The sequence below is a fragment of the Anaerobacillus sp. QJM3NY_17 genome (genome assembly GCF_056173665.1).
In genome coordinates this window covers 1,836,062-1,861,811 of sequence record NZ_CM149685.1, presented here as the reverse complement: position 1 = coordinate 1,861,811, position 25,750 = coordinate 1,836,062, and the positions used below count along the sequence as shown (strand labels likewise).

Annotated in this window: 26 protein-coding genes; all 26 read right to left on the bottom strand. The window is 41.5% G+C overall.

The annotated features are described in order from the left end of the window. Nucleotide 1: 1 nt before the first annotated feature. The 26 genes from pyrH to smc all read right to left on the bottom strand — a co-directional run bounded on the left by pyrH (nt 2) and on the right by smc (nt 25,638). Nucleotides 2-727, bottom strand: a complete 726-nt coding sequence (gene pyrH, locus AC0VYV_RS09950; protein WP_194221419.1) for a UMP kinase — start codon at nt 725-727, stop codon at nt 2-4. A gap of 73 nt (nt 728-800) precedes the next feature. Further along, nucleotides 801-1,682: a translation elongation factor Ts gene (gene tsf / locus AC0VYV_RS09945; protein ID WP_430242671.1), complete on the bottom strand. Its 882-nt coding sequence runs from the start codon at nt 1,680-1,682 to the stop codon at nt 801-803. Nucleotides 1,683-1,782: 100 nt separating this feature from the next. Then, nucleotides 1,783-2,514: a 30S ribosomal protein S2 gene (gene rpsB, locus AC0VYV_RS09940; RefSeq protein WP_098443375.1), complete on the bottom strand. Its 732-nt coding sequence runs from the start codon at nt 2,512-2,514 to the stop codon at nt 1,783-1,785. Between the two features lie 297 nt (nt 2,515-2,811). After that, the gene (gene codY, locus AC0VYV_RS09935; protein WP_194221417.1) at nt 2,812-3,588 is read right to left on the bottom strand and encodes a GTP-sensing pleiotropic transcriptional regulator CodY; all 777 of its coding nucleotides are present in this window, start codon (nt 3,586-3,588) and stop codon (nt 2,812-2,814) included. A 21-nt stretch (nt 3,589-3,609) separates the two neighbouring features. After that, nucleotides 3,610-5,004, bottom strand: a complete 1,395-nt coding sequence (gene hslU / locus AC0VYV_RS09930) for an ATP-dependent protease ATPase subunit HslU (protein WP_475367276.1) — start codon at nt 5,002-5,004, stop codon at nt 3,610-3,612. A 30-nt stretch (nt 5,005-5,034) separates the two neighbouring features. Then, complete coding sequence (hslV, locus tag AC0VYV_RS09925) at nt 5,035-5,574, bottom strand: ATP-dependent protease subunit HslV (protein ID WP_098443372.1); 540 nt, start codon at nt 5,572-5,574, stop codon at nt 5,035-5,037. A gap of 20 nt (nt 5,575-5,594) precedes the next feature. Next, nucleotides 5,595-6,500 carry a tyrosine recombinase XerC gene (gene xerC / locus AC0VYV_RS09920; protein ID WP_475367274.1) on the bottom strand — a complete coding sequence of 302 codons (906 nt, stop codon included), beginning with the start codon at nt 6,498-6,500 and terminating at the stop codon, nt 5,595-5,597. 61 nt (nt 6,501-6,561) lie between these two features. Further along, nucleotides 6,562-7,866 carry an FADH(2)-oxidizing methylenetetrahydrofolate--tRNA-(uracil(54)-C(5))-methyltransferase TrmFO gene (gene trmFO / locus AC0VYV_RS09915; protein WP_427391991.1) on the bottom strand — a complete coding sequence of 435 codons (1,305 nt, stop codon included), beginning with the start codon at nt 7,864-7,866 and terminating at the stop codon, nt 6,562-6,564. A 15-nt stretch (nt 7,867-7,881) separates the two neighbouring features. Next, nucleotides 7,882-9,954, bottom strand: a complete 2,073-nt coding sequence (gene topA, locus AC0VYV_RS09910) for a type I DNA topoisomerase (protein ID WP_430242685.1) — start codon at nt 9,952-9,954, stop codon at nt 7,882-7,884. 71 nt (nt 9,955-10,025) lie between these two features. Further along, nucleotides 10,026-10,922, bottom strand: coding sequence for a DNA-processing protein DprA (gene dprA, locus AC0VYV_RS09905; RefSeq protein ID WP_475374784.1), 897 nt, complete (start codon nt 10,920-10,922; stop codon nt 10,026-10,028). An 84-nt stretch (nt 10,923-11,006) separates the two neighbouring features. Next, nucleotides 11,007-11,915, bottom strand: a complete 909-nt coding sequence (gene sucD, locus AC0VYV_RS09900; RefSeq protein ID WP_194221410.1) for a succinate--CoA ligase subunit alpha — start codon at nt 11,913-11,915, stop codon at nt 11,007-11,009. 16 nt (nt 11,916-11,931) lie between these two features. After that, nucleotides 11,932-13,092 carry an ADP-forming succinate--CoA ligase subunit beta gene (gene sucC / locus AC0VYV_RS09895; protein WP_194221409.1) on the bottom strand — a complete coding sequence of 387 codons (1,161 nt, stop codon included), beginning with the start codon at nt 13,090-13,092 and terminating at the stop codon, nt 11,932-11,934. A gap of 289 nt (nt 13,093-13,381) precedes the next feature. Beyond that, complete coding sequence (locus AC0VYV_RS09890; RefSeq protein WP_303531272.1) at nt 13,382-13,558, bottom strand: hypothetical protein; 177 nt, start codon at nt 13,556-13,558, stop codon at nt 13,382-13,384. 65 nt (nt 13,559-13,623) lie between these two features. Then, nucleotides 13,624-14,403, bottom strand: coding sequence for a ribonuclease HII (locus tag AC0VYV_RS09885; protein WP_475374783.1), 780 nt, complete (start codon nt 14,401-14,403; stop codon nt 13,624-13,626). A gap of 51 nt (nt 14,404-14,454) precedes the next feature. Beyond that, complete coding sequence (ylqF, locus tag AC0VYV_RS09880) at nt 14,455-15,303, bottom strand: ribosome biogenesis GTPase YlqF (protein WP_194221406.1); 849 nt, start codon at nt 15,301-15,303, stop codon at nt 14,455-14,457. Between the two features lie 50 nt (nt 15,304-15,353). Continuing rightward, a complete protein-coding gene (gene lepB, locus AC0VYV_RS09875) occupies nt 15,354-15,917 on the bottom strand; it encodes a signal peptidase I (RefSeq protein WP_430242697.1) in 564 nt (187 codons plus the stop codon). A gap of 172 nt (nt 15,918-16,089) precedes the next feature. Then, the gene (rplS, locus tag AC0VYV_RS09870; RefSeq protein ID WP_098443362.1) at nt 16,090-16,434 is read right to left on the bottom strand and encodes a 50S ribosomal protein L19; all 345 of its coding nucleotides are present in this window, start codon (nt 16,432-16,434) and stop codon (nt 16,090-16,092) included. A 127-nt stretch (nt 16,435-16,561) separates the two neighbouring features. Beyond that, entirely contained in the window at nt 16,562-17,293 is a 732-nt protein-coding gene (gene trmD, locus AC0VYV_RS09865; RefSeq protein ID WP_194222285.1) for a tRNA (guanosine(37)-N1)-methyltransferase TrmD, read from the bottom strand. Nucleotide 17,294: 1 nt separating this feature from the next. Beyond that, nucleotides 17,295-17,810, bottom strand: coding sequence for a ribosome maturation factor RimM (gene rimM / locus AC0VYV_RS09860; RefSeq protein ID WP_430242700.1), 516 nt, complete (start codon nt 17,808-17,810; stop codon nt 17,295-17,297). Then, on the bottom strand, nt 17,807-18,223 hold the full coding sequence (locus AC0VYV_RS09855) for a YlqD family protein (RefSeq protein WP_475374782.1): 417 nt from the start codon (nt 18,221-18,223) through the stop codon (nt 17,807-17,809). Before AC0VYV_RS09855 ends, rimM begins: the two co-directional genes overlap by 4 nt. A gap of 378 nt (nt 18,224-18,601) precedes the next feature. Continuing rightward, entirely contained in the window at nt 18,602-18,829 is a 228-nt protein-coding gene (locus AC0VYV_RS09850; RefSeq protein WP_430242706.1) for a KH domain-containing protein, read from the bottom strand. 82 nt (nt 18,830-18,911) lie between these two features. Beyond that, complete coding sequence (gene rpsP, locus AC0VYV_RS09845; RefSeq protein ID WP_098443358.1) at nt 18,912-19,184, bottom strand: 30S ribosomal protein S16; 273 nt, start codon at nt 19,182-19,184, stop codon at nt 18,912-18,914. An 83-nt stretch (nt 19,185-19,267) separates the two neighbouring features. Beyond that, nucleotides 19,268-20,617 carry a signal recognition particle protein gene (ffh, locus tag AC0VYV_RS09840; protein ID WP_194221401.1) on the bottom strand — a complete coding sequence of 450 codons (1,350 nt, stop codon included), beginning with the start codon at nt 20,615-20,617 and terminating at the stop codon, nt 19,268-19,270. A gap of 12 nt (nt 20,618-20,629) precedes the next feature. Then, a complete protein-coding gene (locus tag AC0VYV_RS09835; RefSeq protein ID WP_194221400.1) occupies nt 20,630-20,959 on the bottom strand; it encodes a putative DNA-binding protein in 330 nt (109 codons plus the stop codon). A 101-nt stretch (nt 20,960-21,060) separates the two neighbouring features. Next, nucleotides 21,061-22,056, bottom strand: a complete 996-nt coding sequence (gene ftsY / locus AC0VYV_RS09830) for a signal recognition particle-docking protein FtsY (RefSeq protein ID WP_194221399.1) — start codon at nt 22,054-22,056, stop codon at nt 21,061-21,063. A gap of 18 nt (nt 22,057-22,074) precedes the next feature. Next, on the bottom strand, nt 22,075-25,638 hold the full coding sequence (gene smc, locus AC0VYV_RS09825) for a chromosome segregation protein SMC (RefSeq protein ID WP_475374781.1): 3,564 nt from the start codon (nt 25,636-25,638) through the stop codon (nt 22,075-22,077). Nucleotides 25,639-25,750: the final 112 nt, after the last annotated feature.

Below are 25,750 nucleotides of genomic sequence, written 5' to 3'. Positions count from 1 at the left end.
CTTAATTTCTCCCCTTTACAACTGTTCCAATTTCTTCGCCGCAAATGGCGCGCTTAATGTTTCCTTCTTCCATAATGGAAAAGACAACAAGTGGAATGTCATTATCCATACAAAGTGAAGAAGCTGTGGAGTCCATTACAGCTAAGCCTTCCTTAAGTACATCAAGGTAAGAAAGGGTATCATACTTCTTCGCAGTAGCGTCAACTGTAGGATCGGCTGTGTAAACTCCGTCTACGTTGTTCTTCGCCATTAAAATAACATCTGCTTCAATTTCTGCCGCACGCAATGCAGCAGTCGTATCTGTTGAGAAGTATGGATTACCCGTACCAGCCGCAAAAATGACAACGCGTTTTTTCTCAAGGTGTCGAATCGCTTTACGACGAATATATGGCTCAGCTACCTGTCTCATTTCGATTGAAGTTTGAACACGTGTTTCAACTCCAATATTCTCAAGGCTATCCTGCATAGCTAGTGAATTCATAACTGTTGCAAGCATCCCCATATAATCAGCAGTAGCACGGTCCATTCCCATCTCACTGCCTACTTTACCACGCCAGATGTTTCCTCCGCCAACGACGACAGCCACTTCCACACCCATTTCGTGAATTTCTTTCACTTGAGATGCGATTGACTGTACGATTGTCGGTGAAATCCCTTGACCTTCTCCACCCGACAAAGCTTCTCCGCTTAATTTTAACACAACGCGTTCATACTTGGCTCCGCTCATTTTAACCCTCCAGCATGTTTATCAGTATTTGTTCTTGAAAAATAGGGAACACAACGTGTTCCCTATCATTGTTTTACTTCTTCACTTGAGACATAACTTCTTCAGCGAAGTTATCTTCACGTTTCTCCATGCCTTCGCCAACTTCGTAGCGGATGAAGCCTTTTACAGTAGCGCCTTTAGATTCAACGTACTTACCAACTTTTTGATCAGTGTCTTTAACAAACGGCTGATCAACTAGAGAAATTTCTTCGAAGAATTTGTTGATACGGCCTTCTACCATTTTCTCAACAATTTTCTCTGGCTTACCTTCGTTAAGAGCCTGTTGCTTCAATACTTCGCGCTCGCGTTCAACTTCTTCAGTTGGAACAGCATCACGAGATACGAAACGAGGGTTAACTGCTGCAGTGTGCATAGCAACGTCTTTCGCAACTTCTTCGTCAGTTGTGCCTTCAAGAAGTGTTAGAACACCAATGCGTCCACCCATGTGTAGGTATGCGCCGAATGCGTCAGCGTCAGTTTTCTCAATGATTTGGAAACGACGAAGAGAAATCTTCTCGCCGATTTTAGCAATTTTGTCGTTAATGAATTCAGTAACGGTTTGTCCGTTTTCCATTTTGCTTTCAAGAGCTGCGTCCACAGACTCAGGATTCGTACTAAGGAGGTGATGCGAAATATCATTGATTAGTGAAATAAAGCTTTCGTTCTTTGAAACGAAGTCAGTTTCAGAGTTAATTTCAGCAATTACTGCTTTGTTACCTTCAACAGCGATCGTTGCAAGACCTTCAGCTGCTACGCGGTCAGCTTTCTTAGCTGCTTTAGAAATACCTTTCTCACGAAGCCAGTCGATTGCTTTGTCCATGTCACCGTCGTTTTCTGTTAGAGCTTTTTTGCAATCCATCATACCTGCACCAGTTTGTGCACGCAATTCTTTTACCATTTGAGCTGTTACTGCCATTAGTAATTCCTCCTTGAATTATGATATGTAATCATACCCTTTTGGGTTAAAAAAAGGTGATAAAGGGGTTAGAGTTCCCCTTTATCACCCCTTTGTGTTCTTATACAGATGTTTCTTCAGTTTCTACCGCTTCAACTTCTGCTTCTTCTTCTACTTTGCTAACTTCGATAACAGCGTCAGCCATTTTAGCAGTAAGAAGTTTCACAGCGCGGATTGCATCGTCGTTACCAGGGATAATATAGTCGATCTCATCTGGATCACAGTTTGTATCCACGATCGCAACGATTGGGATATTAAGCTTACGAGCCTCAGCAATAGCAATACGCTCTTTACGAGGGTCGATTACGAACATTGCGTCTGGAACGCCGTTCATATCTTTAATACCACCAAGGAATCTTTCAAGGCGATCCATTTCTTTTTTAAGAAGCATAACTTCTTTCTTAGGTAATACTTCAAAAGTACCGTCTTCTTGCATCTTCTCAAGGCTCTTCAGGCGGTTAATACGCTTTTGAATAGTTTCAAAGTTCGTAAGCGTTCCACCCAACCAGCGTTGGTTGATGTAGTATTGACCAGCACGGATCGCTTCATCCTTAACGGAATCTTGCGCTTGCTTTTTTGTACCTACGAAAAGAACTTTACCACCGTCCTGAGCGATGTCACGAACGAAGTTATAAGCTTCTTCGACTTTCTTCACTGTTTTTTGAAGATCGATAATGTAGATACCGTTTCTTTCAGTGAAGATATAAGGTTTCATTTTCGGGTTCCAACGACGAGTCTGATGACCGAAGTGTACCCCAGCTTCAAGAAGCTGTTTCATAGAGATTACTGCCATGATTGTGTTCCTCCTAATGGTTTTTTTATCCTCCGCTTGCATCTATTTCGGAAAAAACTGCGTCTGCAGCACCACTTTCCAAATCAACAAGCGTGTGTGATTAACACCGTTGATTAATATATCATATCAAGTGACAAGTCGCAAGTTTAAATCTTAAATTCCATGAATACCTACACAAACTCACTCTCACAGTACGCTTAAACGGTTAGGATTCAACTCCATCGTTTGCAAAAGGACTGTTGAAATCGGCAACATTCTATTAAAAAAGCTCCGAGAGATCTCGGAGCTTTAGACGAATTACTGTGTCTTAAGTTTTGAAAGCTCTACAAGGAATTTATCGTTAAGAACTTTAATGTAAGTTCCTTTCATTCCTAGAGAACGAGACTCAATAACACCAGCACTCTCAAGCTTACGAAGAGCGTTTACGATAACAGAGCGAGTGATGCCTACGCGGTCAGCAATTTTACTTGCAACTAGAAGTCCTTCATTACCTTCAAGTTCTTCAAAGATGTGCTCGATTGCTTCAAGTTCACTATAAGAAAGAGAAGAAATCGCCATTTGTACAACCGCTTTGTTTCTTGCTTCTTCTTCAATTTCTTCCGCTTTTTCATGAAGAATTTCCATTCCTACTACTGTTGCACCATATTCAGCTAATAGAAGATCATCATCTGAGAATGAGTCGCTTAGACGTGACAGGATGAGCGTACCAAGACGGCTTCCACCACCAACGATCGGTACAATTGTTGTAAGACCTTTTTCAAAGAGGTCACGGTTTTCTACTGGGAAAGCTGTGTACTCGCTTGTGATATCCAGATTCGAAGAAGTTTCTGCAATGTTGAACAGGTTTTGTGTATATTCTTCAGGGAACTGACGCTCAGAAAACATTTTCTTCATGCGTTCGTTTTCGATTTCTTGGTTAATTGCGATTCCAAGTAGCTTACCTCTGCGGCTTACGACATATACGTTTGCCATAATGACGTCTCGTAGTGTTTCAGCCATGTCTGTAAAGTTAACTGGCCCCTCAGATTTTTGTAGCATTCCATTAATTTTTCTTGTTTTTTCAAGTAAATTCATAGTTTTGTCCTCCTGCATGTATTATAGGATGTATTGGCTGAGGTCACGGTTCTTCGCAATAGAAGCTAACTTTTCCTCAACATACTCTGGTGTAATCGTGATGCTGTCTAGATTAATGTCCGGTGCTTCAAATGAAAGATCTTCAAGAAGCTTTTCTAAAATTGTGTGCAGTCTTCTTGCGCCAATGTTGTCAGTGTCCTGATTCACTTCGGTTGCAATCGTAGCAATTTTAAGAATAGCATCGTCAGAAAATTCAACTTTAATACCTTCTGTTTCTAATAAAGCTGTGTATTGCTTCACAAGAGCATTATCAGGCTCTGTTAATATACGTTTAAAATCGTCTACGGTTAAACTTGATAACTCAACGCGGATTGGGAATCGGCCTTGCAGTTCAGGAATTAGATCAGATGGTTTCGACATGTGAAACGCCCCCGCGGCCATAAACAAAATATGGTCTGTTTTTACTGGACCGTACTTCGTTGTTACCGTTGAACCTTCTACGATTGGCAATATGTCTCTTTGAACGCCCTCTCTGGATACATCAGCTGACTGCTGACTTTTCCCCGCGACCTTGTCAATTTCATCAATGAAGATGATACCCGTTTGTTCCGTCTTTGAAACTGCATCCTGTGCGACTTCATCCATATCCACAAGTTTTGCTGCTTCATCCTGCGTTAAGACCTTTCGTGCTTCTGACACCGGAAGCTTACGTTTTTTCTTCTTTTTAGGCATGATATTTCCGAGCATATCCTGCATGTTCATACCCATTTGCTCCATGCCAGCTCCCTGGAACATGTCCATCATGGAATTGTTTTGTTCTTCCACTTCAACAGTAATCATCCGATCTTCGAGTTCACCTAGCGCAAGCTGTTGAGCTATTTGCTTTCGTCTTGAAGCAATCGACTGATCTTCTGAACTAGCCTGGGTATTTGTTTCTTCTTGCCCCTGATTACCAAATAACATTTCAAGCGGATTCTTGTATTGTGTCTGCTTCTTATTAGACGGTACGAGCAGTTCCACAATGCGTTTATTCGCATTTTCTTCCGCTCTGCCCTTCACCTGTTCCATTCGGTCTTCTTTGACAAGTCTGATTGATGTTTCAACGAGATCGCGAACCATTGATTCCACATCTCGGCCTACATAACCCACTTCAGTAAATTTCGTTGCTTCTACTTTAATGAAAGGAGCATTGACAAGACGAGCCAGTCGTCGCGCAATTTCAGTTTTACCAACGCCTGTTGGCCCAATCATTAAAATATTTTTTGGATTCACTTCATCCTTCAGTTTATCGCTTAAAAGACCCCGACGGTAACGATTTCTCAATGCCACGGCAACAGCCTTTTTCGCGTCATTCTGACCAACTATATACTGATCAAGCTTTTCAACAATTTGTCTCGGTGTTAATGGATTAGACATACGATCTCCTCCAAAGATACAGTTTATATACTAAATGGTTTCTACGATAATTTGATCATTTGTGTACACGCAAATTTCTGATGCAATTTCCATAGAGGCCCGCGCAATTTCTTCAGCGGTTTTGTTATCACTGTATCGCTTAAGAGCTCTACCTGCTGAAAGTGCGTAGTTAGAACCTGAACCAATGGAAAGAATGCCATCATCAGGTTCGATCACTTCACCAGTACCTGAGATAAGCAGAAGCTCATCCTTATTCATAACGATTAACATGGCTTCAAGCTTTCTTAGTACACGGTCACTGCGCCACTCTTTTGCGAGTTCAACAGCAGCACGCTGTAGGTTACCGCCGAATTCTTCCAGTTTGCTTTCGAATTTCTCAAAAAGAGTGAATGCGTCCGCAACTGATCCTGCAAATCCAGCAACCACCTTCCCATGAAATAACCTTCTTACTTTCTTAGCCGTATGTTTCATGACTACGGCATTGCCAAATGTCACCTGGCCATCACCGGCCATTGCGCACTCTCCATTATGCTGTACTGCAAATATCGTCGTTGAATGAAAGTCTCCCATAAGTTCCTCCTCCCGAGCTATTAAGCTCTTGGGTGATGGTTCATGTATATATTTCGCAATCGATCTCCCGTCACATGGGTATAGATCTGAGTAGATGATAAATCGGAATGTCCTAAAAGCTCCTGAACAGATCGTAAGTCTGCCCCTTCATTCAGTAAATGTGTTGCGAATGTGTGTCTCATCACATGGGGACTTATATGTACATGCAGCGAAGCGTCTTTCACAATCTTATCTAAAATTGTTCGTACGCCTCTTGCTGTCACGCGACTACCTCTAAAGTTTAAAAACAGGGCTTTTGTCGGCTCTTTTCCGGACGAACCGAGTTTTACTCGTCCATCCTCTAAATACTCTTTTATTGCATCTATAGCGAAACTACCAATTGGTACATATCTTTCCTTACGCCCCTTACCGATTACAAAAATGGTACCAATCGCAAAATCAATGTCTTCTAAATTAAGCGCAACGCATTCACTAACGCGAATGCCACACCCGTACAATACTTCGAGCAAAGCTCTGTCTCTTTGACCAAGCGGCTTCGACGTATCGGGCGTATCAAACAATACATTGAGCTCTTTTTCATACAAAAATTGCGGAAGGCGCTTCTCTTGCTTCGGTAGTGAGCTCATTGTAAATGGATTAATCTCAACAATGTTTTCGCGTAAAAGGAATCGATATAAGCTTCGTAACGTTGAAATTTTTCTCGCTGCTGTTTTTCTTGCGTAACCTCGCTCGTGAAGCTCAGTCAAATATATTCTGACATCTGCATAAGAAACAGCAGCAAAGACATCGATAGTCTGCTGCTTCATAAAAGACTTGAAATGTTCAATGTCCTGTAAGTAACCTGAGATCGTATGTGGTGAACAATTCTTCTCAATCTGAAGATACTCAGAAAATGATTGAATATGAGCTTGTTGGTTGTTATTCATCGTTATCACCTCAAAAGGCTTCTAAATCGTATCACAATTTAGAAGCCTTAGCAATAGGAATTTACAATCTTTTTACAAAATTCTGAATTGTTTCTAACGCTCGATTAGCGATCGTTTCATTACGCTCTTTCTTGCCTTTAATTCGCGTTTCAAGCGGTGGGAACAAACCAAAGTTAGCATTCATCGGTTGGAAGTTATCCGGATTAGCCGTCGTAATATAATTCGCTAGACTACCAAGCGCAGTTTCTTCAGGAAACACTAGCGGCTCTTCATCCTTCATTAGTCGAGCAGCGTTAAATCCAGCGATTAGTCCAGATGCCGCTGATTCTACGTACCCTTCCACACCTGTCATTTGACCTGCAAAGAATAGATTCTCGCGATCTTTGTATTGGTAAGTAGCTTTCAATAAGTTCGGAGAGTTAATAAACGTATTTCGATGCATTACGCCATAACGTACGATGTCCGCGTTCTCAAGTCCAGGAATTAAGCGAATCACTTCTTTTTGCGGTCCCCATTTGAGATGCGTTTGGAATCCAACAATATTATATAGGGTACCAGAAGCATTATCCTGCCTTAGTTGAACGACAGCGTAAGGACGCTTTCCTGTTCTAGGATCCTCAAGACCCACAGGTTTAAGAGGACCAAACGTCATCGTCTTCTGCCCGCGCTGGGCCATTACTTCAATTGGCATACATCCTTCGAAGAAAATTTCCTTCTCAAATTCTTTAAGCGGAACCGTTTCAGCTGAAATAAGTGCTTCATAGAACGTATTAAATTCTTCTTCCGTCATTGGACAGTTTAAGTAAGCTGCCTCTCCCTTATCATAGCGTGACTTCTTATACACTTTCTCCATATCAATGCTTTCCGTTTCGATAATAGGAGCAGCAGCATCATAAAAGTATAGGTACTCTTCTCCGCTTAAAGCCTTTAACTGATCTGAGAGATCCTTAGAAGTTAGCGGGCCTGTCGCTATAATTGTTGGCCCTTCAGGGATTTTTGTACACTCTTCCGAAAAAACCGTTACGTTTGGATGGTTTTTAACATTCTCCGTTACCTTCGCAGCGAATTCATGACGATCCACAGCCAGTGCACCACCAGCCGGAACGGCACATTCGTCAGCAGACTTAATGATAACTGAATCCATTCGACGCATTTCTTCCTTTAAAACGCCGACTGCATTTGTTAACGTATTCGCTCTTAGTGAATTACTACATACTAGCTCAGCAAATTTATCGGTATGGTGAGCAGGCGTTTGCTTCTTAGGACGCATCTCATAGAGATGAACGTCCACTCCTTGCTTTGCAAGTTGCCACGCTGCTTCACTTCCAGCAAGTCCGGCACCGATTACCGTCACATGTTTACTCATTGCCATAACCCCTTACTAGTTTTCTTCTTCAACGAAATCGCAGTTTACGCATTTGATTTCTTTCTTTTTCTTCGTTTTCTTCTCGACAAGTAAATCACCGCATTTAGGACATGGTCTCTTGATTGGTTTATCCCATGAAAGAAAATCACATTCAGGAAAACGATCGCAACCATAGAAAAGACGGTTCTTTTTACTTTTTCGCTCTACAACATTACCTTCTTTACACTTCGGACAGGTAACGCCAACTTCTTTAAGGATTGGTTTTGTATTACGGCAATCAGGAAAGTTTGAGCAAGCCATGAATTTCCCATAGCGTCCCATCTTGATGACCATAGGTGAACCACACTTCTCACAATCTTCTCCAGCGGGTTCATCTTTAATCTCGACTTCCTTCATTTCTTCCTCGGCTACTTTCAGCCGCTTTTCGAAGTTTTGATAAAATTCATTGATGACAGAAATCCATTCTGCATCGCCATCCTCAATTTTGTCAAGATCATTTTCTAATCCAGCAGTGAATTCAATATTGATGATATCCTGGAAGAACTCCAAAATCAGTTCTAATACAATTTCACCGAGCTCAGTTGGCACAAATTTCTTATCTTCTAACGCCACATACCCTCGACGTTGAATCGTATCAAGCGTAGGAGCGTAAGTAGAAGGGCGGCCTATACCGAGTTCTTCCATTGTTTTAACAAGGCGAGCTTCTGAATATCTCGGCGGTGGCTGTGTGAAGTGCTGAGAAGGATCAATTTCTGACGTAGAAACATCCATGCCTTCTTCAAGGTCAGGAAGCATTTTATCTTCTTCCTTTTTATTGTCGTCGTTTCCTTCAACGTACACCTTCATAAACCCTTTGAATTTCACTTTAGAACCAGTCGCACGGAAGATCGTTCCGTTGTTCTCAAGATCAACACTCATCGTGTCCATAATAGCCGGTGCCATCTGACTGGCTACAAAACGCTCCCAGATGAGCTTGTATAAACGGAGCTGATCGCGCTTTAAGTAAGCCTTCATCTCAGATGGATCACGCATAACCGATGTCGGTCGAACCGCTTCGTGAGCATCTTGGGATTTACCTGATTGTTTCTTAGCAGGCTTTTTAGCTGATAAGTATGTGTCTCCATATTTACCTTGAATGTATTCCTTCGCTTCATCCTTCGCTGTTTCAGAGATGCGTGTTGAGTCAGTTCTCATGTACGTAATTAAACCGACTGTACCTTGTTTACCAATCGCAATCCCCTCGTAAAGCTGCTGAGCAAGCATCATTGTTTTCTTCGCTCTGAAGTTTAACTTTCTTGCTGCTTCCTGTTGAAGAGAAGATGTTGTAAATGGAAGGGCTGGGTTTCGCTTACGTTCTTTCTTTTGAACGGATTGGATCTCAAACTGATCTCCTTCAATGCGCTTTAACACGTTGTCGACGTCTTCACGTGATTGAAGATCTGTTTTCTTTCCATCCACTCCGTAAAACCCAGCTTCGAATTGCTCTCCATCTTTTTCGAAAGAAGCTTTGATTTTCCAATATTCTTCTGCCTGGAAATTCTGAATCTCTTTCTCTCTTTCAATGATAAGGCGAACTGCAACGGATTGAACTCGTCCAGCACTTAGGCCTTTCTTCACTTTTTTCCATAATAATGGACTGATGTTATACCCAACAAGACGGTCAAGTACTCGACGCGCTTGCTGTGCATCCACTAAATCCATGTTAATTGGTCTCGGCTGCTTGAAAGCATCCTTTACCGCATCTTTTGTAATTTCGTTAAATACGACCCGGCATTCAGTTTGCTCATCAATCTTCAAACTGTGAGCTAGATGCCACGCAATCGCTTCCCCTTCGCGATCGGGGTCAGCTGCGAGATAGACTTTCTTCGCTTTTTTGGCTGCATCTTTAATTTCCTTAAGGACAGGGCCTTTCCCGCGTATTGTTATATATTTAGGAGCATAGTTGTTTTCCACATCAACGCCCATCTGACTTCTTGGCAGGTCAATGACATGACCTAATGAGGCTTTCACCTGATATTTCTTTCCTAAATATTTTTCAATTGTTTTTGCTTTAGCGGGAGATTCAACAATAACTAGATAATCTGCCACAATACGTTTCCTCCCCCCATTGAGGTAAATTTTAAAATCTTCCTTATTATTAAATAGTCAAAACTCGTTTGTCAAATAGTGCTAGTTTCATTTTCATGAAAATTCGGTAATTCATCAAGTATATCTTTTGCCTCTAATACTAGCTTAGCCCCCTGCTGAATAAGTCGATTTGTTCCTTCAAAGTACGAGTCAGTCATCCTGCCTGGTAAGCAAAAAACTTCTCGTCCCTGATCCATCGCTTGATCAGCAGTAATCAACGAACCACTTCGTTTTCTTGCTTCTACAATAAACGTTCCAAGCGATAATCCGCTAATAATTCGATTCCGCTCAGGAAACTGATGTTTTTCTGGTCCCCTATCTGGTGGATATTCTGAAAGCAGAAGACCGTTTTTGGCAATTATTGAAGCAAGCAGCTGATTTTCTTTAGGGTAGATATGCTTAAACCCGCTTCCAAGGACGGCAATCGTTTCTGCATCGTGATCAAGCGCGATCCGGTGTGCAAGAGTATCAACACCGAGAGCAAGACCACTTACGATCGTCCAACCTTTCGTTACGATTGGCGTTAAAATAAGTTTCATCATCGCTTCCGCATCACGCGAATGATTTCTTGATCCGACGACACTAAGGGCTCGTTGTTCATTAAGAAGCGCGGTGTTACCGATACAATATATAACCCACGGTGCATCATAAATATGCGAAAGCCTTTCAGGGTATGCTTCGTCAAATCTCGTAATAGCCCGAATTTCCCCTGCTTTAATATGAGAAAACCTCCATGGTTTTTTCATATGAAGATCTTCATATAATAAGCTCGCATGCTCTCCTGGTATGTGAAATTGTCTTAACTGAGTAGCAGACATATCATATATGCTTTGAAGCGTTGGGTCAAATGTAAGAAATGAACGCAGCACTTTCCAGTCAGTTCCTCGGCACTGATGTAACTGAATTAACCGGCTTCTAAACGTTCTCAACCATGCCTCTCCCCTATCAGCATTAAAATGTATTATTTCTCGTTATGTATAAGAGAAATAGCTCCCGAACGGGAGCTATTACCATTAAGCCTTATGTGTTGTGCACTTCTCTAGTAATCCTTTATCTTCAAGAACAGAGATGAGCGTTTCGCCCATTACAGCAGGTGTAGGTGCGACTTTAATTCCGCACGACTCCATTGTTTTGATCTTCTCGTCAGCTGTCCCTTTACCGCCAGAAATAATTGCACCGGCATGACCCATGCGCTTTCCTGGAGGCGCCGTTTGGCCACCGATAAATCCAACGACAGGCTTTGTCATGTTTGCTTTCACCCATTCTGCCGCTTCTTCTTCTGCCGTACCACCGATTTCGCCGATCATAATGACGGCGTACGTATCTTCATCTTCGTTGAAAGCTTGCAAGACATCGATAAAGTTCGTTCCGTTAACAGGATCTCCGCCGATTCCAACAGCAGTGGATTGACCGATTCCTGATTCAGAAAGCTGATGAACAGCTTCATACGTTAATGTACCAGAACGAGAAACCACTCCTACGTGACCTTTTTTGTGAATGTATCCAGGCATAATACCAATTTTACATTCATCAGGAGTAATCACACCAGGACAGTTCGGTCCTACAAGACGTGTTTTCTTTCCTTCCATATAACGCTTTACTTTCACCATATCGATGACAGGAATACCTTCCGTAATACAAATCGCAAGGTCCATTTCAGCGTCTACCGCTTCCATGATCGCATCTGCTGCAAAAGCAGGCGGAACATAGATGACAGAAGCATTAGCACCAGTTTTTTGAACAGCTTGCTCAACTGTATCAAATACGGGAACGCCTTCCACTTCAGTACCGCCCTTACCTGGCGTTACACCACCAACAATTTTCGTACCATACTCAAGCATTTGCTGTGTATGAAATAAACCAACTGATCCTGTAATTCCTTGAACGATGACTTTTGTATCTTGATTAATGTATACGCTCATTCCTAGTCCCGCCTTTCTACTTCACTAATGAAACGATTTTTTCCGCGCCGTCAGCCATAGACTCAGCAGCGGTAATATTTAATCCAGAATCTTTCAGGATTTGCTTTCCAAGATCAACATTTGTGCCTTCAAGACGAACAACAAGCGGAATTTCAAGACCTACTTGCTTCGTAGCTTCTACAACACCTTCAGCAATAACGTCACACTTCATGATCCCACCAAAAATGTTTACATAAATACCTTTAACATTTTTGTCTGATAGGATGATTTTGAAGGCTTCCGTCACTTTCTCAGCTGTTGCGCCGCCCCCAACGTCAAGGAAGTTAGCGGGGTCGCCGCCGTAATGCTTGATAATATCCATCGTAGACATTGCAAGCCCTGCACCGTTAACCATGCAGCCGATATTACCATCAAGAGCAATGTAGCTAAGCTCATATTTTGATGCTTCGATTTCCTTTGAATCCTCTTCATCAAGATCACGAAGTTCAAGGATATCTTTATGGCGATAGAGCGCATTTGGATCAAAGTTTAATTTAGCATCAAGAGCCATTACGTTCCCATCCCCAGTTGTTACAAGAGGATTGATTTCCGCAATTGAAGCATCTTTTTCTACAAAAACTTTGTATAAACCAAGCATAAACTTCACTGCTTTATTGATTTGTTCTTTCGGGATATTAATATTAAATGCTAGTCTTCTAGCCTGGTAACCCTGAAGACCTACAGCTGGATCGATCACTTCTTTGAAGATTTTCTCTGGGCTGTGTTCAGCCACTTCTTCAATTTCAGTTCCGCCTTCTTCAGATGCCATCATGACCACTCTTGACGTTACACGGTCAAGTACTAGACCAACGTAATATTCCTGTTTAATATCGCAACCTTCTTCAATAAGTAAGCGCTTTACTTCCTTGCCTTCTGGTCCCGTTTGATGAGTAACTAGTGTTTTTCCGAGGATCTCCTCAGCGTATGTACGAACTTCCTCAAGGTTCTTGGCAATTTTAACACCGCCAGCTTTTCCTCGACCACCTGCGTGGATTTGTGCTTTTACAACGTAAACTTTGCTGTCTAATTGTTTTGCAACGTCCACAGCTTCTTTCGCGGAGTATGCGACTTGTCCATTAGGGACTGATACCCCGTAGCTTCTTAGGACTTCTTTTCCTTGATATTCATGGATATTCATTCTCTCATCCTCCTATCCTAGTCAATCAAATCTTTGACGACGTTTTCATTGTATAGAAAATTCACACCGATTGTCTACCCTTTTGCATAAAGTCTCTGTTCTTTCTTGCAAATATTGTTCCAATTTATACAGGAAAGTAGCTGTATGGCGATTGTTTCGCTCTTTCTTAGATGTAAAAATTGCCACTTTTCGCAAAAAACGCTGCGTGAGTCTCACCGATACTCGAAACTTTCAACTTTTTATTGATGAAACAAGATTGATGACTAAAATTACAAAAAAAGAAGAGGGGCTATCTCCCCTCTTCCCGTTCGTCTCTTCCTGCTTTTTTAGGTGAGTTCTCTTGCTCTCTTTTTTTATGATCCGTAATCGTTAATTCTCTTGCGGCCGCAGGTGTGTAAACTCCAAATTCCTCTCCGGCTTCTTCATAAAACGAGTCGTTTTTGTCTGGACGTCCTGGATCTTTCACAAATGATTGCTCCTTCACACTAGAATAGGTATAGTATCAACTGTTTCAGCCTATTCATACACCATTTATACCAAGCCTAAGCGATCTCTTACAGGAGCAAATGATTTTCGATGTGCATCCGTGACACCATATTGATCAAGAGCAGCGAGATGTTCTTTCGTTCCATACCCCACATGTCGCTCAAATCCATATTGAGGATAAGTTTCTGCTAATTTTACCATCATGCGGTCACGTGTCACCTTCGCAACGATTGAGGCTGCTGCAATACTAACACTTCTCGCGTCACCTTTAATGAGCGATTCCTGATCGATTTGTAGTGGGATGTGCATGGCATCCACTAGTAAGAAATCAGCTTGGACGTTCAATCCCTCAACGGCTTGTTGCATTGCTTTTTTGGTTGCTTGATAAATATTTAATTCATCAATTTCACTTGAACTAACAACGCCAATTCCAATTGAAATAGCATCCTTATGTATCTGATCAAACAAGTCATTGAGTTTCGCATGAGACAGTTTTTTTGAATCCTGCAGCCCAAGAATAGGTACATCAGGGTTTAATATGACCGCTGAAGCAACCACAGGGCCTGCTAAAGGGCCTCTTCCTACCTCATCGACTCCCGCTATAGCAAGACGACCTTGTTCTCTGTAATGAGCTTCTAAGACGCTCATCTCTTCATGCATTTGAAGTATTTTTATTTTTTCTTGCTCTTTCTTTCCTTCTCTAGCAATTAAGCTCATCACACCTTTGCGTGTATCCTGTTTCCATGCTTCCCAATCATCGTTAGTATATTGCCCTTGCTTCAACATCTGGGTAATTTCTTTAATTGACTTTAGTTTTTCACTCATTGAATCTCCTCTTTCTCTTCAGTTCATTTAAAAAAGGTAAGGCTCATGGCCTTACCTTTCTGGCGTTTCAAGTGTCACATCGCCCAATTTACCACTTCGAAGCTCACGAAGCACGGTCTCAGCTGTTTTATCGTAATCAATCCAGCCGCCACTCATTAAAAAGCCACGTTTTTTCCCAATTTCATCAAACAACTCTACAACATCTTCAGGTATATCCTCAAGGTGGTAGCGATCCTTCAAGCGATTAGGATAATATTCACTCATGAATTTGAGCACATATACCGAAATATCCTGAAAATCCAGGATTTCATCTTTAATCGCTCCGGTAGCAGCCAGTTTATATCCGGTTATCTGATCTTCAAACTTAGGCCATAAAATACCTGGCGTGTCGAGAAGGTCCATTTCATCGCCTACTTTGATCCACTGCTGCTTTTTCGTAATACCTGGTCGATCTCCTGTTTTAGCAATCTTCTTCCCCGCTAAACGGTTGATCAAGGTAGATTTCCCAACGTTAGGAATTCCTAAGATTAAGGCCCGAACCGCACGCGGCTTCATGCCCTTCTCGATCATCCGATCAATCTTATCACTCATTAGCTCTCTTGCTGCTGCAGGAATACTTTTCACGCCTTTACCGGTTTGCGAATCAATTGCCAATGCTTTATGTCCTTGCGATTGAAAATAGTGTTTCCATTCAGTTGTTTTCTGATCATCCGCCATATCTGCTTTATTAAGCAAAATTAGTCTTGGCTTTGAAGAAACTATTTCATCAATCATCGGATTCCTTGAAGCAAGCGGGATGCGTGCATCCACTAGTTCAATTACAACATCAATCATTTTAAGCTTCTCGGTAATCTCCCGGCGTGCTTTTGCCATATGTCCGGGAAACCATTGAATCGTCATGCCATCTCCACCTATTCTCAAATCATGAGGTATCAAAAAATTCTAGATCCTCACTCCATTACTTGTATATCATTTAAGGGCCAAAAAATAACGTTTGCTTCTCCGACAACTTTTTCAACAGGAACGAAGCCAATGGAACGACTATCTTTACTATGCTGGCGATTGTCCCCCATCACAAACAATTGTCCTTCTGGAACTGTAGCTTCACCAGTTACACCAGTTAAATCAAAATCGTACGTTAAGTTCCCTTCTAACAAATCATCTTTATATGGTTCTAGATAGGGCTCCTTAACCGCTTCACCATTTACGTAAAGCATATCACCTTTGTATTCCACTTTATCTCCAGGCAGACCAATCACTCGTTTAATATAATCTTTACCTTCAGGTGCCTCGAATACAATGATATCGAAACGTTCAGCATCACCAATATTATAGCTGATTTTGTTCACGATCATCCGATCACGATCCTGTAATGTCGGCATCATGCTTTCGCCATCAACAACAATGGGAGCAAAAATAAAATAGCGAACGGCTCCTGCTAGTATAAAAGCAATGATGAGCGCACGTATCCACTCCCAGGAATCTTTCTTCTCTGCTGATTTGGTGCTTTTCATGCTCGTTCCTCCTAATGAAAGGGTCTTTTTTACCTATTTCTTTCCCCTCTAGCCTTTCCTACAAACCTTTATAACCCGCTTTATTTTATCATAGAAAGTTACTTATTTCACATGAGTTTTTTTCAATAGAAAAAAGGAGCCTGACAATGCAAGCTCCCTTTCGCGTCTAACTTTATCGAATTTCTTTAATACGAGCGGCTTTACCACGAAGTGCACGCAAGTAGTATAGCTTAGCACGGCGAACTTTACCGCGACGAGCAACTTCAAGCTTAGCAACTTTCGGTGAATGTACAGGGAATGTACGCTCAACACCTACTCCGTAAGAAATCTTACGAACTGTAAATGTTTCACTGATTCCGCCACCACGTCGTTTAATCACAACACCTTCGAATAACTGGATACGCTCACGAGTACCTTCGACAACTTTAACGTGAACTTTCACAGTATCTCCTGGTCGGAAATTAGGAAGATCCGACTTAAGTTGGTCTTTTGTGATATCCTGGATTAACTTGTGCATCAAGTAACCCTCCTTCCACACAGATGCTCATATAAATAATCTTTCATTACAGCGGAACATCGTAATAACGTGACTAATGCCACAACTGTTATCATAGCATAGCACTTTTTAGATTACAAGAATGAATTCACTCTTTTTCTCGCTTAATATCTTGAAGAAATTTCTCTTCTTCCTTCGTCAAGTCTTTCTCTCTAAGAAGATCCGGTCTTCTATTCCACGTGCGCCTTAACGATTCCTTAAGACGCCACTTACGAATAGCCTCATGATTTCCTGATAGAAGCACATCAGGCACGTTTAACCCAGCATACTCAGCAGGGCGTGTGTAGTGAGGGTGCTCTAGTAAACCACTACTAAACGAATCCATAGGAGCTGATGTATCATTACCTAGTACTCCAGGGAGAAGCCTTGTAACACTGTCAATAACGACCATGCTTCCAAGCTCTCCTCCTGTTAAGACAAAGTCACCAATGGAGATCTCATCCGTTACTAGATTTTCTCGAATACGCTCATCATATCCTTCATAATGACCGCAAATGAAAATAAGATGATCTTCCTTCGCAAGCTCTTCCGCTTTCTTTTGTGTAAACCTTTCTCCCTGAGGACACATCAGAATGACGCGCGGATGCTTTCCTGCTGAAAGATCGGCGACAGCATCAAAAACCGGTTGAGGCGTCAACACCATACCCGCTCCCCCGCCGTAAGGATAATCATCAACGTTTTTGTGCTTATTCGAACTATAGTCACGAAAATTGGTCACATTATAAGTCACAGCCCCATTATCCTGAGCACGCTTTAGAATCGAATGATTAAATACACCTGAGAACATTTCAGGAAACAGCGAAAGCACATCAATCTTCATGCTAATCACGAAGTCCTTCCATTAAATGAACGGTAATTTTCCCTTCACTTAAATCGACCCGTTTCACCACTTGCTCGATGTATGGTAACAAAAGATCCTTACCCCCGCCAGCAGTTTGAACAACCCAAACATCATTTGCTCCTGGTGAAAGAATTTCTTTTACCTTACCAAGATATTCGCCATCTTCAGTATGAACTTCAAGCCCGATAATATCACGGTAGTAGAATTCTTCTTTTGATAGCTTGCCGCCTTGATCTTCCTTTACTTTCAGAATACCTTCTTTCATGTGCTGTACTTCGTTTATATTGTGAAACCCTTCAAATGTAAGCAAATCAAACTGCTTATGCTTTCTATGTGATGAAACTGTTAAAGATACAGGCTCATCATCCTTAAACAAGTACAGCTTGTTGCCTATTGCATAACGCTCCTCTGGAAAATCAGTTCTAGAAATAACGCGTACTTCACCTCGCACGCCATGTGTATTCACGATCTTTCCTACATTAAGCCATTCTGTCATATCATAATATCCTTTCCTTTTGAGTCAGGGAAGATGCTTTGCACAACCCCATCTTTTACGACTATTTTACCTTTTTGCTCTCTTCCATGCCACTCGTCACCAATTTGAACTTCCTGAATGGATTGAATTTCACCATCGTGAATTTCAGAACCTAAAGTCAACTGATCAAGTTGATCCATTTTGAAATCAAGGAATGACATTCGTTCAGATCTTGTCCGAATTTCTTTATCGAATTGATCAGCTATCCACTTTTGATCAGAAGGGCGTTTTTTTTGCAGGCGCTTCATTTCAAATTGAAGATGATCACATTCCCGCAGAAGAGAGGCATGTTCTTTTTGCCATTCATCTAGATAGGAAGCCCGGCTTTCTTCAGTTAAAATTTGTTTCACATCATACGTTACAATGATTTTCATCTCGCTGCCCTCCATATGTAAATAGGACCTGATTTTCACATGATAAATAGATGCAATAGAAAAACCTGGCTTCTGGCCAAGTCTTTTGAAAGGGAAAGCCTTCGTATTTGATGTTAAATCCACGTTCTCATAAGGCTATGTTAATAAATGTTATTGATTTTTGGCTAAGGCAAGTGAAACAGATATTTCATTCAATTGAGCCAAAAATCGAGATATCATCACTATAAGATAATATAGCTTATCATAAAAAAAGAACCCTTACGAACAATGAGAGTTTTTATAAACGTTAGATATGGATTATGAATCTGGTGAAAGGCACGTGAATTGAAAGGTTCATTCGAGTGAGCCAAAACAAAAAAAGAGGAGTTTCATCTCCCCCTAAAGTATCTCCAACTGTACACGTTTATTGGACTGAACAGCAGCGGCGTTCATCACCGTACGAATTGATCGAGCGACCTTTCCCTGCTTCCCAATCACTTTTCCTGTGTCCTCTGCATGAACGTGAAGCTTGTATATATCCAAACTGCTTGTCTCTTCTTTTTCAACACGAACATCATCAGGATAATCGACAAGAGCTTTTACAATTGTTTCAACCAGGGCTTCCATTATACTCTACCACCTTTTTAAAAATGATGGACCTAGATACACCAAAGGAGGCTTTCAAGAAAGCCTCCTCTAAGGTGTTAAATTACTTTGTGTTTTTTGCGTTGTGAAGCTTCTCCATAAGACCTGCAGTGGAGAATAAGTTACGTACTGTATCAGAAGGCTTAGCGCCTTTAAGCATCCAATCAAGAGCTTTCTCTTCGTTGATTTTCACTTCAACTGGATTAGCAACCGGATTGTAAGTACCGATTTCCTCGATGAAGCGTCCGTCACGTGGTGCACGTGAATCAGCAACAACTACGCGATAGTAAGGAGCTCTTTTAGCACCCATACGCTTTAAACGAATTTTAACTGCCATGTGTTTCACCTCCAAAAATATTCACATAAATAAATATAATATCATAAATTTATACTCTTGTAAAGAGAAAATTTACTTCATTTTTATTGCATGAATGGGAAATTCATGCCCTTACCTTTTTTCTTACCGCCTTTAGACATGTTGGTCATCTGTTTCATCATCTTCTTCATCTCGTCAAATTGTTTCAAGAGACGATTGACATCTTGCACAGATGTTCCACTACCGACGGCAATTCTTTTTTTGCGACTCGCATTGATGAGATCAGGCTCTTCTTTCTCGCGAGTTGTCATGGATTGAATAATGGCTTCAACTCGGCCAATTTGCTTCTCATCAACACTGACATTTTTCATGGCTTTTTTATTCATTCCAGGAATCATGTCCATCAATTCATCAAGCGGTCCCATGCTTCGAACCTGACCAAGCTGATCAAGGAAATCATCGAACGTAAAGCTCATCGTTCGCATCTTTTTCTCAAGTTCTTTTGCTTTGTCTTCATCTACTGAAGTCTGGGCTTTTTCAATGAGCGTTAAAACGTCTCCCATTCCGAGAATTCGCGATGCCATTCTCTCAGGATGAAACGGTTCAAGTGCATCGAGCTTCTCACCCATACCAGCAAACTTGATCGGTTTATCTGTTACAGACTTGATCGAAAGTGCAGCACCACCGCGCGTGTCACCATCAAGCTTTGTTAGAATGACACCTGTTATATCAAGCGCATCATTAAAGCTTTCGGCTACATTCACAGCGTCCTGTCCTGTCATTGAATCAACGACAAGGAAAACTTCGTCAGGCGTAACAGCTTCTTTAACATCTTTTAGCTCTTGCATTAGATTTTCATCAATATGCAATCGACCGGCTGTGTCAATAATGACATAGTCAAGATGCTCTTCTTTTGCTTTTTCGATTGCTTTAGTAGCAATCTCAACCGGACTAACCTGATCGCCCATCGAGAACACCGGCATACTAAGTTGTTTACCAAGCGTTTCAAGCTGGTTAATCGCAGCAGGACGATAGATATCCGCCGCTACTAATAGTGGTTTACGGTTGTGATTTTTACGTAAATGGTTTGCAAGCTTCCCGACAGTAGTCGTCTTACCTGCACCCTGTAGTCCGGCCATCATAATAACAGTCGGCGGGCGACTTGAAACAGCAATTTTGCTCTGTTCGCCACCCATTAGCGCTGTCAGCTCTTCATTAACGACTTTAATGACCTGCTGCCCTGGCGTCAGGCTTTTCATAACTTCCTGTCCGACGGCGCGCTCTTTGACCTTATTGATAAACTGTTTTACGACTTTAAAGTTAACATCGGCTTCAAGCAAGGCTAACCTTACTTCGCGCATCATTTCTTTGACGTCAGCTTCCGTTACTTTCCCTTTACCGCGTATCTTCTGCAGGGTGTCTTGCAGTCGGTCGGCTAACCCTTCAAATGCCATGTTCGCCGCCTCCTAATCCAGTTTTTCAAGCGATGTAATCAACGGCAGCGCCTTCGAGTGTTCATTCTCACTCGCGATCGCTTCTCTAAGCTTTTCTAACAGCTCTTGCCTTTTGATATAACGCTCGAATAGCAACAGTTTTGCTTCATATTCTTCTATCATTTGTTCAGTTCGCTTAATGTTATCATAGACAGCCTGACGGCTAACTTGAAATTCTTCTGCGATTTCACCAAGTGAATAATCATCAAGGTAATACAATGCCATATAATTACGCTGTTTCGGTGTTAAAAGCGACTGATAAAAGTCGAATAACGAGTTAATTCTCATCGTTTTCTCTAGCATTGTTAACAGCCCCTTGTTAAGGTAATCACCTTTACGTTAATTATATTACTATGCGTCATTTTATTTGTCAAGATTTTTTCTTAACACAAATAATTTAGAATTTATTCTTCGTTTTCTTCCTCTTCTTCAATGATAGAGGAGAAGAGTCCGTATACGAATGTATCAGGATCAAACTCCTGCAAATCATCCATTTTCTCCCCTAGGCCTACGAGTTTAACAGGGATATCAAGTTCGTGTCGAATGGCAAGCACGATTCCACCTTTTGCTGTTCCATCAAGCTTGGTTAACGCAATGCCAGACACGTCTGTTGATTGTCCAAATTGCTTCGCCTGACTCATCGCATTTTGTCCTGTAGTGGCATCTAGAACGAGAATCACCTCATGTGGACCTGATGGCACTTCACGTTGAATCACACGTTTTACTTTTTCTAGCTCATTCATAAGGTTTACTTTGTTCTGAAGACGCCCCGCTGTATCACAAAGCAATATATCTGCGTTTCGTGATTTAGCAGATTGAACAGCATCGAATACAACTGCTGCTGGATCTGAGCCTGCTTGGTGTTTAATCACATCAACTTCAGCTCGTTCACCCCATACTTCTAATTGCTCAATTGCTCCTGCTCGGAACGTATCCCCCGCTGCAAGAACCACTTTCTTTCCTTCTTGTTTAAACTTATGTGCGAGCTTTCCAATAGTAGTTGTCTTTCCTACCCCATTAACTCCAACGAACAAGAAAACCGTTAAACCTTCTTCTTGTACATTAAGAGAGCCATCTTCATCAGACTTATGAAGAAGTTCTGCTAACTTTTCTGAAATAACGCTTTGCAGTTCCTTCGTATCTTTAATGTTACGCGTTCTCGCTTCATCTTTTAATACGTCAATGAGATCCATTACAGTCGCAACACCCACATCGGCACTGATAAGAAGCTCCTCTAGCTCTTCAAAAAAATCTTCATCAACTTTGCGATAGTTTTTTACGAGGTTATTCATTTTTGTTGAGAAAGACGTTCTTGTTTTCTCAAGACCGTCTTTAAATTTTCCGCTTACTTCATCTGTTTGTGTTGTGAACTTGTCTTTTAACTTTTTAAAAAAACTCACGTTTAATCCCCCTACTCATTATTGCGATATTAATTGCTTCGATTCTTCAAGTCTAACGGAAACGAGTCGGGATACACCTGACTCTTGCATTGTAACGCCATATAGAACATCAGACTCTTCCATTGTACCTTTTCTGTGTGTAATCACAATAAACTGCGTTTTTTCACTAAATTGCTTTAAATATTTCGCAAATCGATTGACGTTCGCATCGTCTAGCGCTGCTTCTACTTCATCCAGGACGCAAAACGGAACAGGTCGAACTTTTAAAATCGAGAATAAGAGAGCGATGGCCGTGAAAGCTCGTTCTCCTCCCGATAGAAGCGCTAAATGTTGAAGTTTCTTCCCTGGCGGTTGTGCTAATATATCCACGCCTGTTGAAAGAAGATTATCCGGATCTGTTAGTACGAGATCTGCTTTACCTCCACCAAACAATTCCTTAAAGACAATTTGGAACTGCGCTCGTATTTTAGTAAATGTATCTTCAAAGCGCTTTTTCATTTCTTGATCCATTTCCTCGATCACATCATACAATGTTTTTTTCGCTTGAAGAAGATCCGCTTGCTGTTCACTAAGAAACGTATAGCGATCATTCACTCGTTCATACTCATCTATCGCACCAAGATTAACGGTACCAAGCTCATCAATTTCTAGCTTAATGAGCTTTAGCTTACGCTTAGCATCTTCAGGTTCCAGTGTAAGAATGTGCTTTTCTTTCGCCGCTTCATAAGTCAGTCCATACTCTTCACTTAAAATAGCTAACCTGTTCTCAAGTTCTACATCAAGTCTGTTAATCCGCACCTCAACGGCCTGCATTAATCCTGAAAGCTGCTTTTCCTCTGCGATTAATAGATCGAGCTTGCTACTGACAGATTCAATCTCCTGTTGTAAAGATAACTTCACTTCACGTTCATTCTGTAGTGTTGTAAGAAGCTTCTCTTTCTCAGATCGGAATGAGACGATATTTTGGTCAAGCTTCTCCTCACCATTAGAATTGGAAGACATAGCTTCTGATAGGAGCGTAAATTCTTCGGTTGTTTCGGTTAGCTGAGCATTCGTTTCATTTTGTTCAGACGTTAAGCGGTCCAGCGTCTCTTTCTGATTCTGGAATGATTGCTGGTGCTCCGCCACTTTCACTTTAAGGTCTGTGATCTCAGTTTGTATTGTCTCACGAGACGTTTGCTGCGTTTGTTTCTTAGCAGTCAGGTTCTCGATCTTACCTTCAAGTTCTTCTGCTTGTTGAGTAATCACCTCAAGACGTTCGGTCAAATAAACGTGCCGCTTCTGATGAGTTTCTACTTCCTCATCGATCGCTTTCTTCTCTCGATCGTACAGCTGCAGACGTTCGTTTGTGTTCCGTTCGTCTCCTTCAATTGCTCTCAAATCACCAAGAAGAGACTGTTCTTCAAGTCTAAGATTCTCTCCTCGTTCGCGCATTTCATCAAGGTTCTCTTCAAGATCCGCTAATATTGCTTTATCCTGCTTGATCTCCTGCTCGGCTACAGCGGTCTTCTTCTGCATATCGTCAAGTTTGTTGATCAGTAGTTCAAGATCTCGCTGACGACTTAGAAGCGATGATGATTTTTGCTTCACACTACCTCCGCTCATAGAGCCACCTGGATTAACAACATCACCTTCAAGGGTTACGACGCGCGTTCGATATTGCATGATTTTTGCAAGTTCGTTTGCACCCTTTAGGTCTTTAGCTACGAGAACAGAGCCTAATAAGTTCTCCATCACGGCCTGATACTTCGGATCGTATGTGATGAGTTCGGAAGCCACGCCTACGAAAGCTTCATTTTCCTTAGCACGATCTAAATCATAGTTCGAAATTTTTCTTGATTTCACGACTGACAGCGGAAGGAAAGTGGCTCTTCCGGAACGGTTCTTCTTCAAGAATGAGATCGCCTGTCTTCCTGCAGCCTCATCACGAACAACGACATTCTGCATCGCACCGCCAAGGGCCGTTTCAAGCGCTGTTTCTACATCTTTAGGTACTGTTATTAGTTCCGCAACTGCCCCTTCAATCCCAGTAAGGTCTTCGCGAGCTTTGAGTACTTCTTTAACACCCTGGAAGAAACCAGCATAATCATCCTGCATTTCTTCTAACATTTCTTTCTTAGACTTGTATTGTTGAATATATTGATAAGCTTGATAAAGCTTAGATTCTTTCTCACCAAGCTCTTTCTTTTTCTCTTCCACGTCATGCTTGCTTTTATAGAACCGAGACACGTGAGCTTCAAGTAGCTTCTTGGATTCGGCTAATTTTGCAGAACGTTCCTCCTTCTTTTCGTCCACAGCGCTTCGTTCTTCAATGTATTTATGATTATCTCCATCCAGTCGCTCCTTACGCTGATTAAGAACAGAAAGCTGATCTTGAAGATAGCGGTTTTCGTTTCGAATCGACGCTTGTTCGTTAAGTAGCTCGAAGTAATCCGATTTCATACGATCAAGTTCTTGTTCAATGTCTTGCTCAATATCAGAAAGAAGCTCTGTTTCTTTTCTAAGACTGGCCTTTAAGTCACTTAATTCTTTCTTTTGCTGATCAAAGCGTTTATAGTGATGCTCAATTTCTTTCTCATAATAACTTTTTTTCTCTTGTAAAAACGTCATACGCTCACTCAAATTAGTGCGATTTTGATGCGCATTTTTTTTCCGTTCCTTAAGCACTTCTTTCTTTCCTTCAAGCTTCTCTAACTCTTCACTCGTATCAAGGAGCTGCTGCTGATAAGCTTCTAAATTACTCTCAGACTGATCAAGCTTTAATCTAATATTCGTTAGCTCTTCTTTCTTAACCTTAATGGAATCGCCGAGACTGCTTTCTCTCTGCTTTAACGAATCCAATTCAGCTTTCTTTTGCTTCCATGATTGATGATACTCTTCAATTTCATGAACCGTTAGTGCCGCTTCAATCTTTTCCAAGTCTTCTCGCTTTTGCAAGTAATCTTTGGCGATCGATGCCTGCATGCGGAGTGGTTCAACTTGATCCTCCAGCTCATAAAGAATATCCTCGACGCGATGGAGGTTATCTTCTGTCTCTTTTAAACGAGTTTCCGCCTTCGTCTTGCGGGTTTTATATTTCAACACGCCCGCAGCTTCTTCAAAAATCTTGCGACGTTCTTCAGATTTGCTACTAAGAATCTCTTCAATTCTACCTTGACCAATAATGGAAAATGATTCTTTCCCTAGCCCAGAATCCATGAAGAGCTCAATGATATCTTTTAAACGACATGTCTGGTTATTTAATAAATACTCGCTATCTCCCGATCGATATACACGCCTCGTGACACTAACCTCATTATAGTCAATCGGTAGATATTGATTTGTATTATCAAGCGTAAGCGTTACTTCTGCTAAGTTTACCGCCTTTCTCGTATCGCTACCTGCGAAAATGATATCTTCCATTTTAGCGCCTCTAAGTGACTTGGCTGATTGTTCACCAAGTACCCAGCGAATGGCGTCATTTATATTACTTTTGCCGCTCCCGTTCGGGCCGACAACTGATGTTACTCCTGGGACAAACTCAACTGAAATACGATCGGCGAATGACTTAAAGCCGACTACATCTAATCGTTTGAGGAACATCATCTTTCCCCCTCATCTGTTTCATCTATGTATGCGAATCAAAACGTTTGGTTTACTTTCATCACTAACTGTCTTATTTTATCATAAAACAATGACCTCTACGATACTGAGC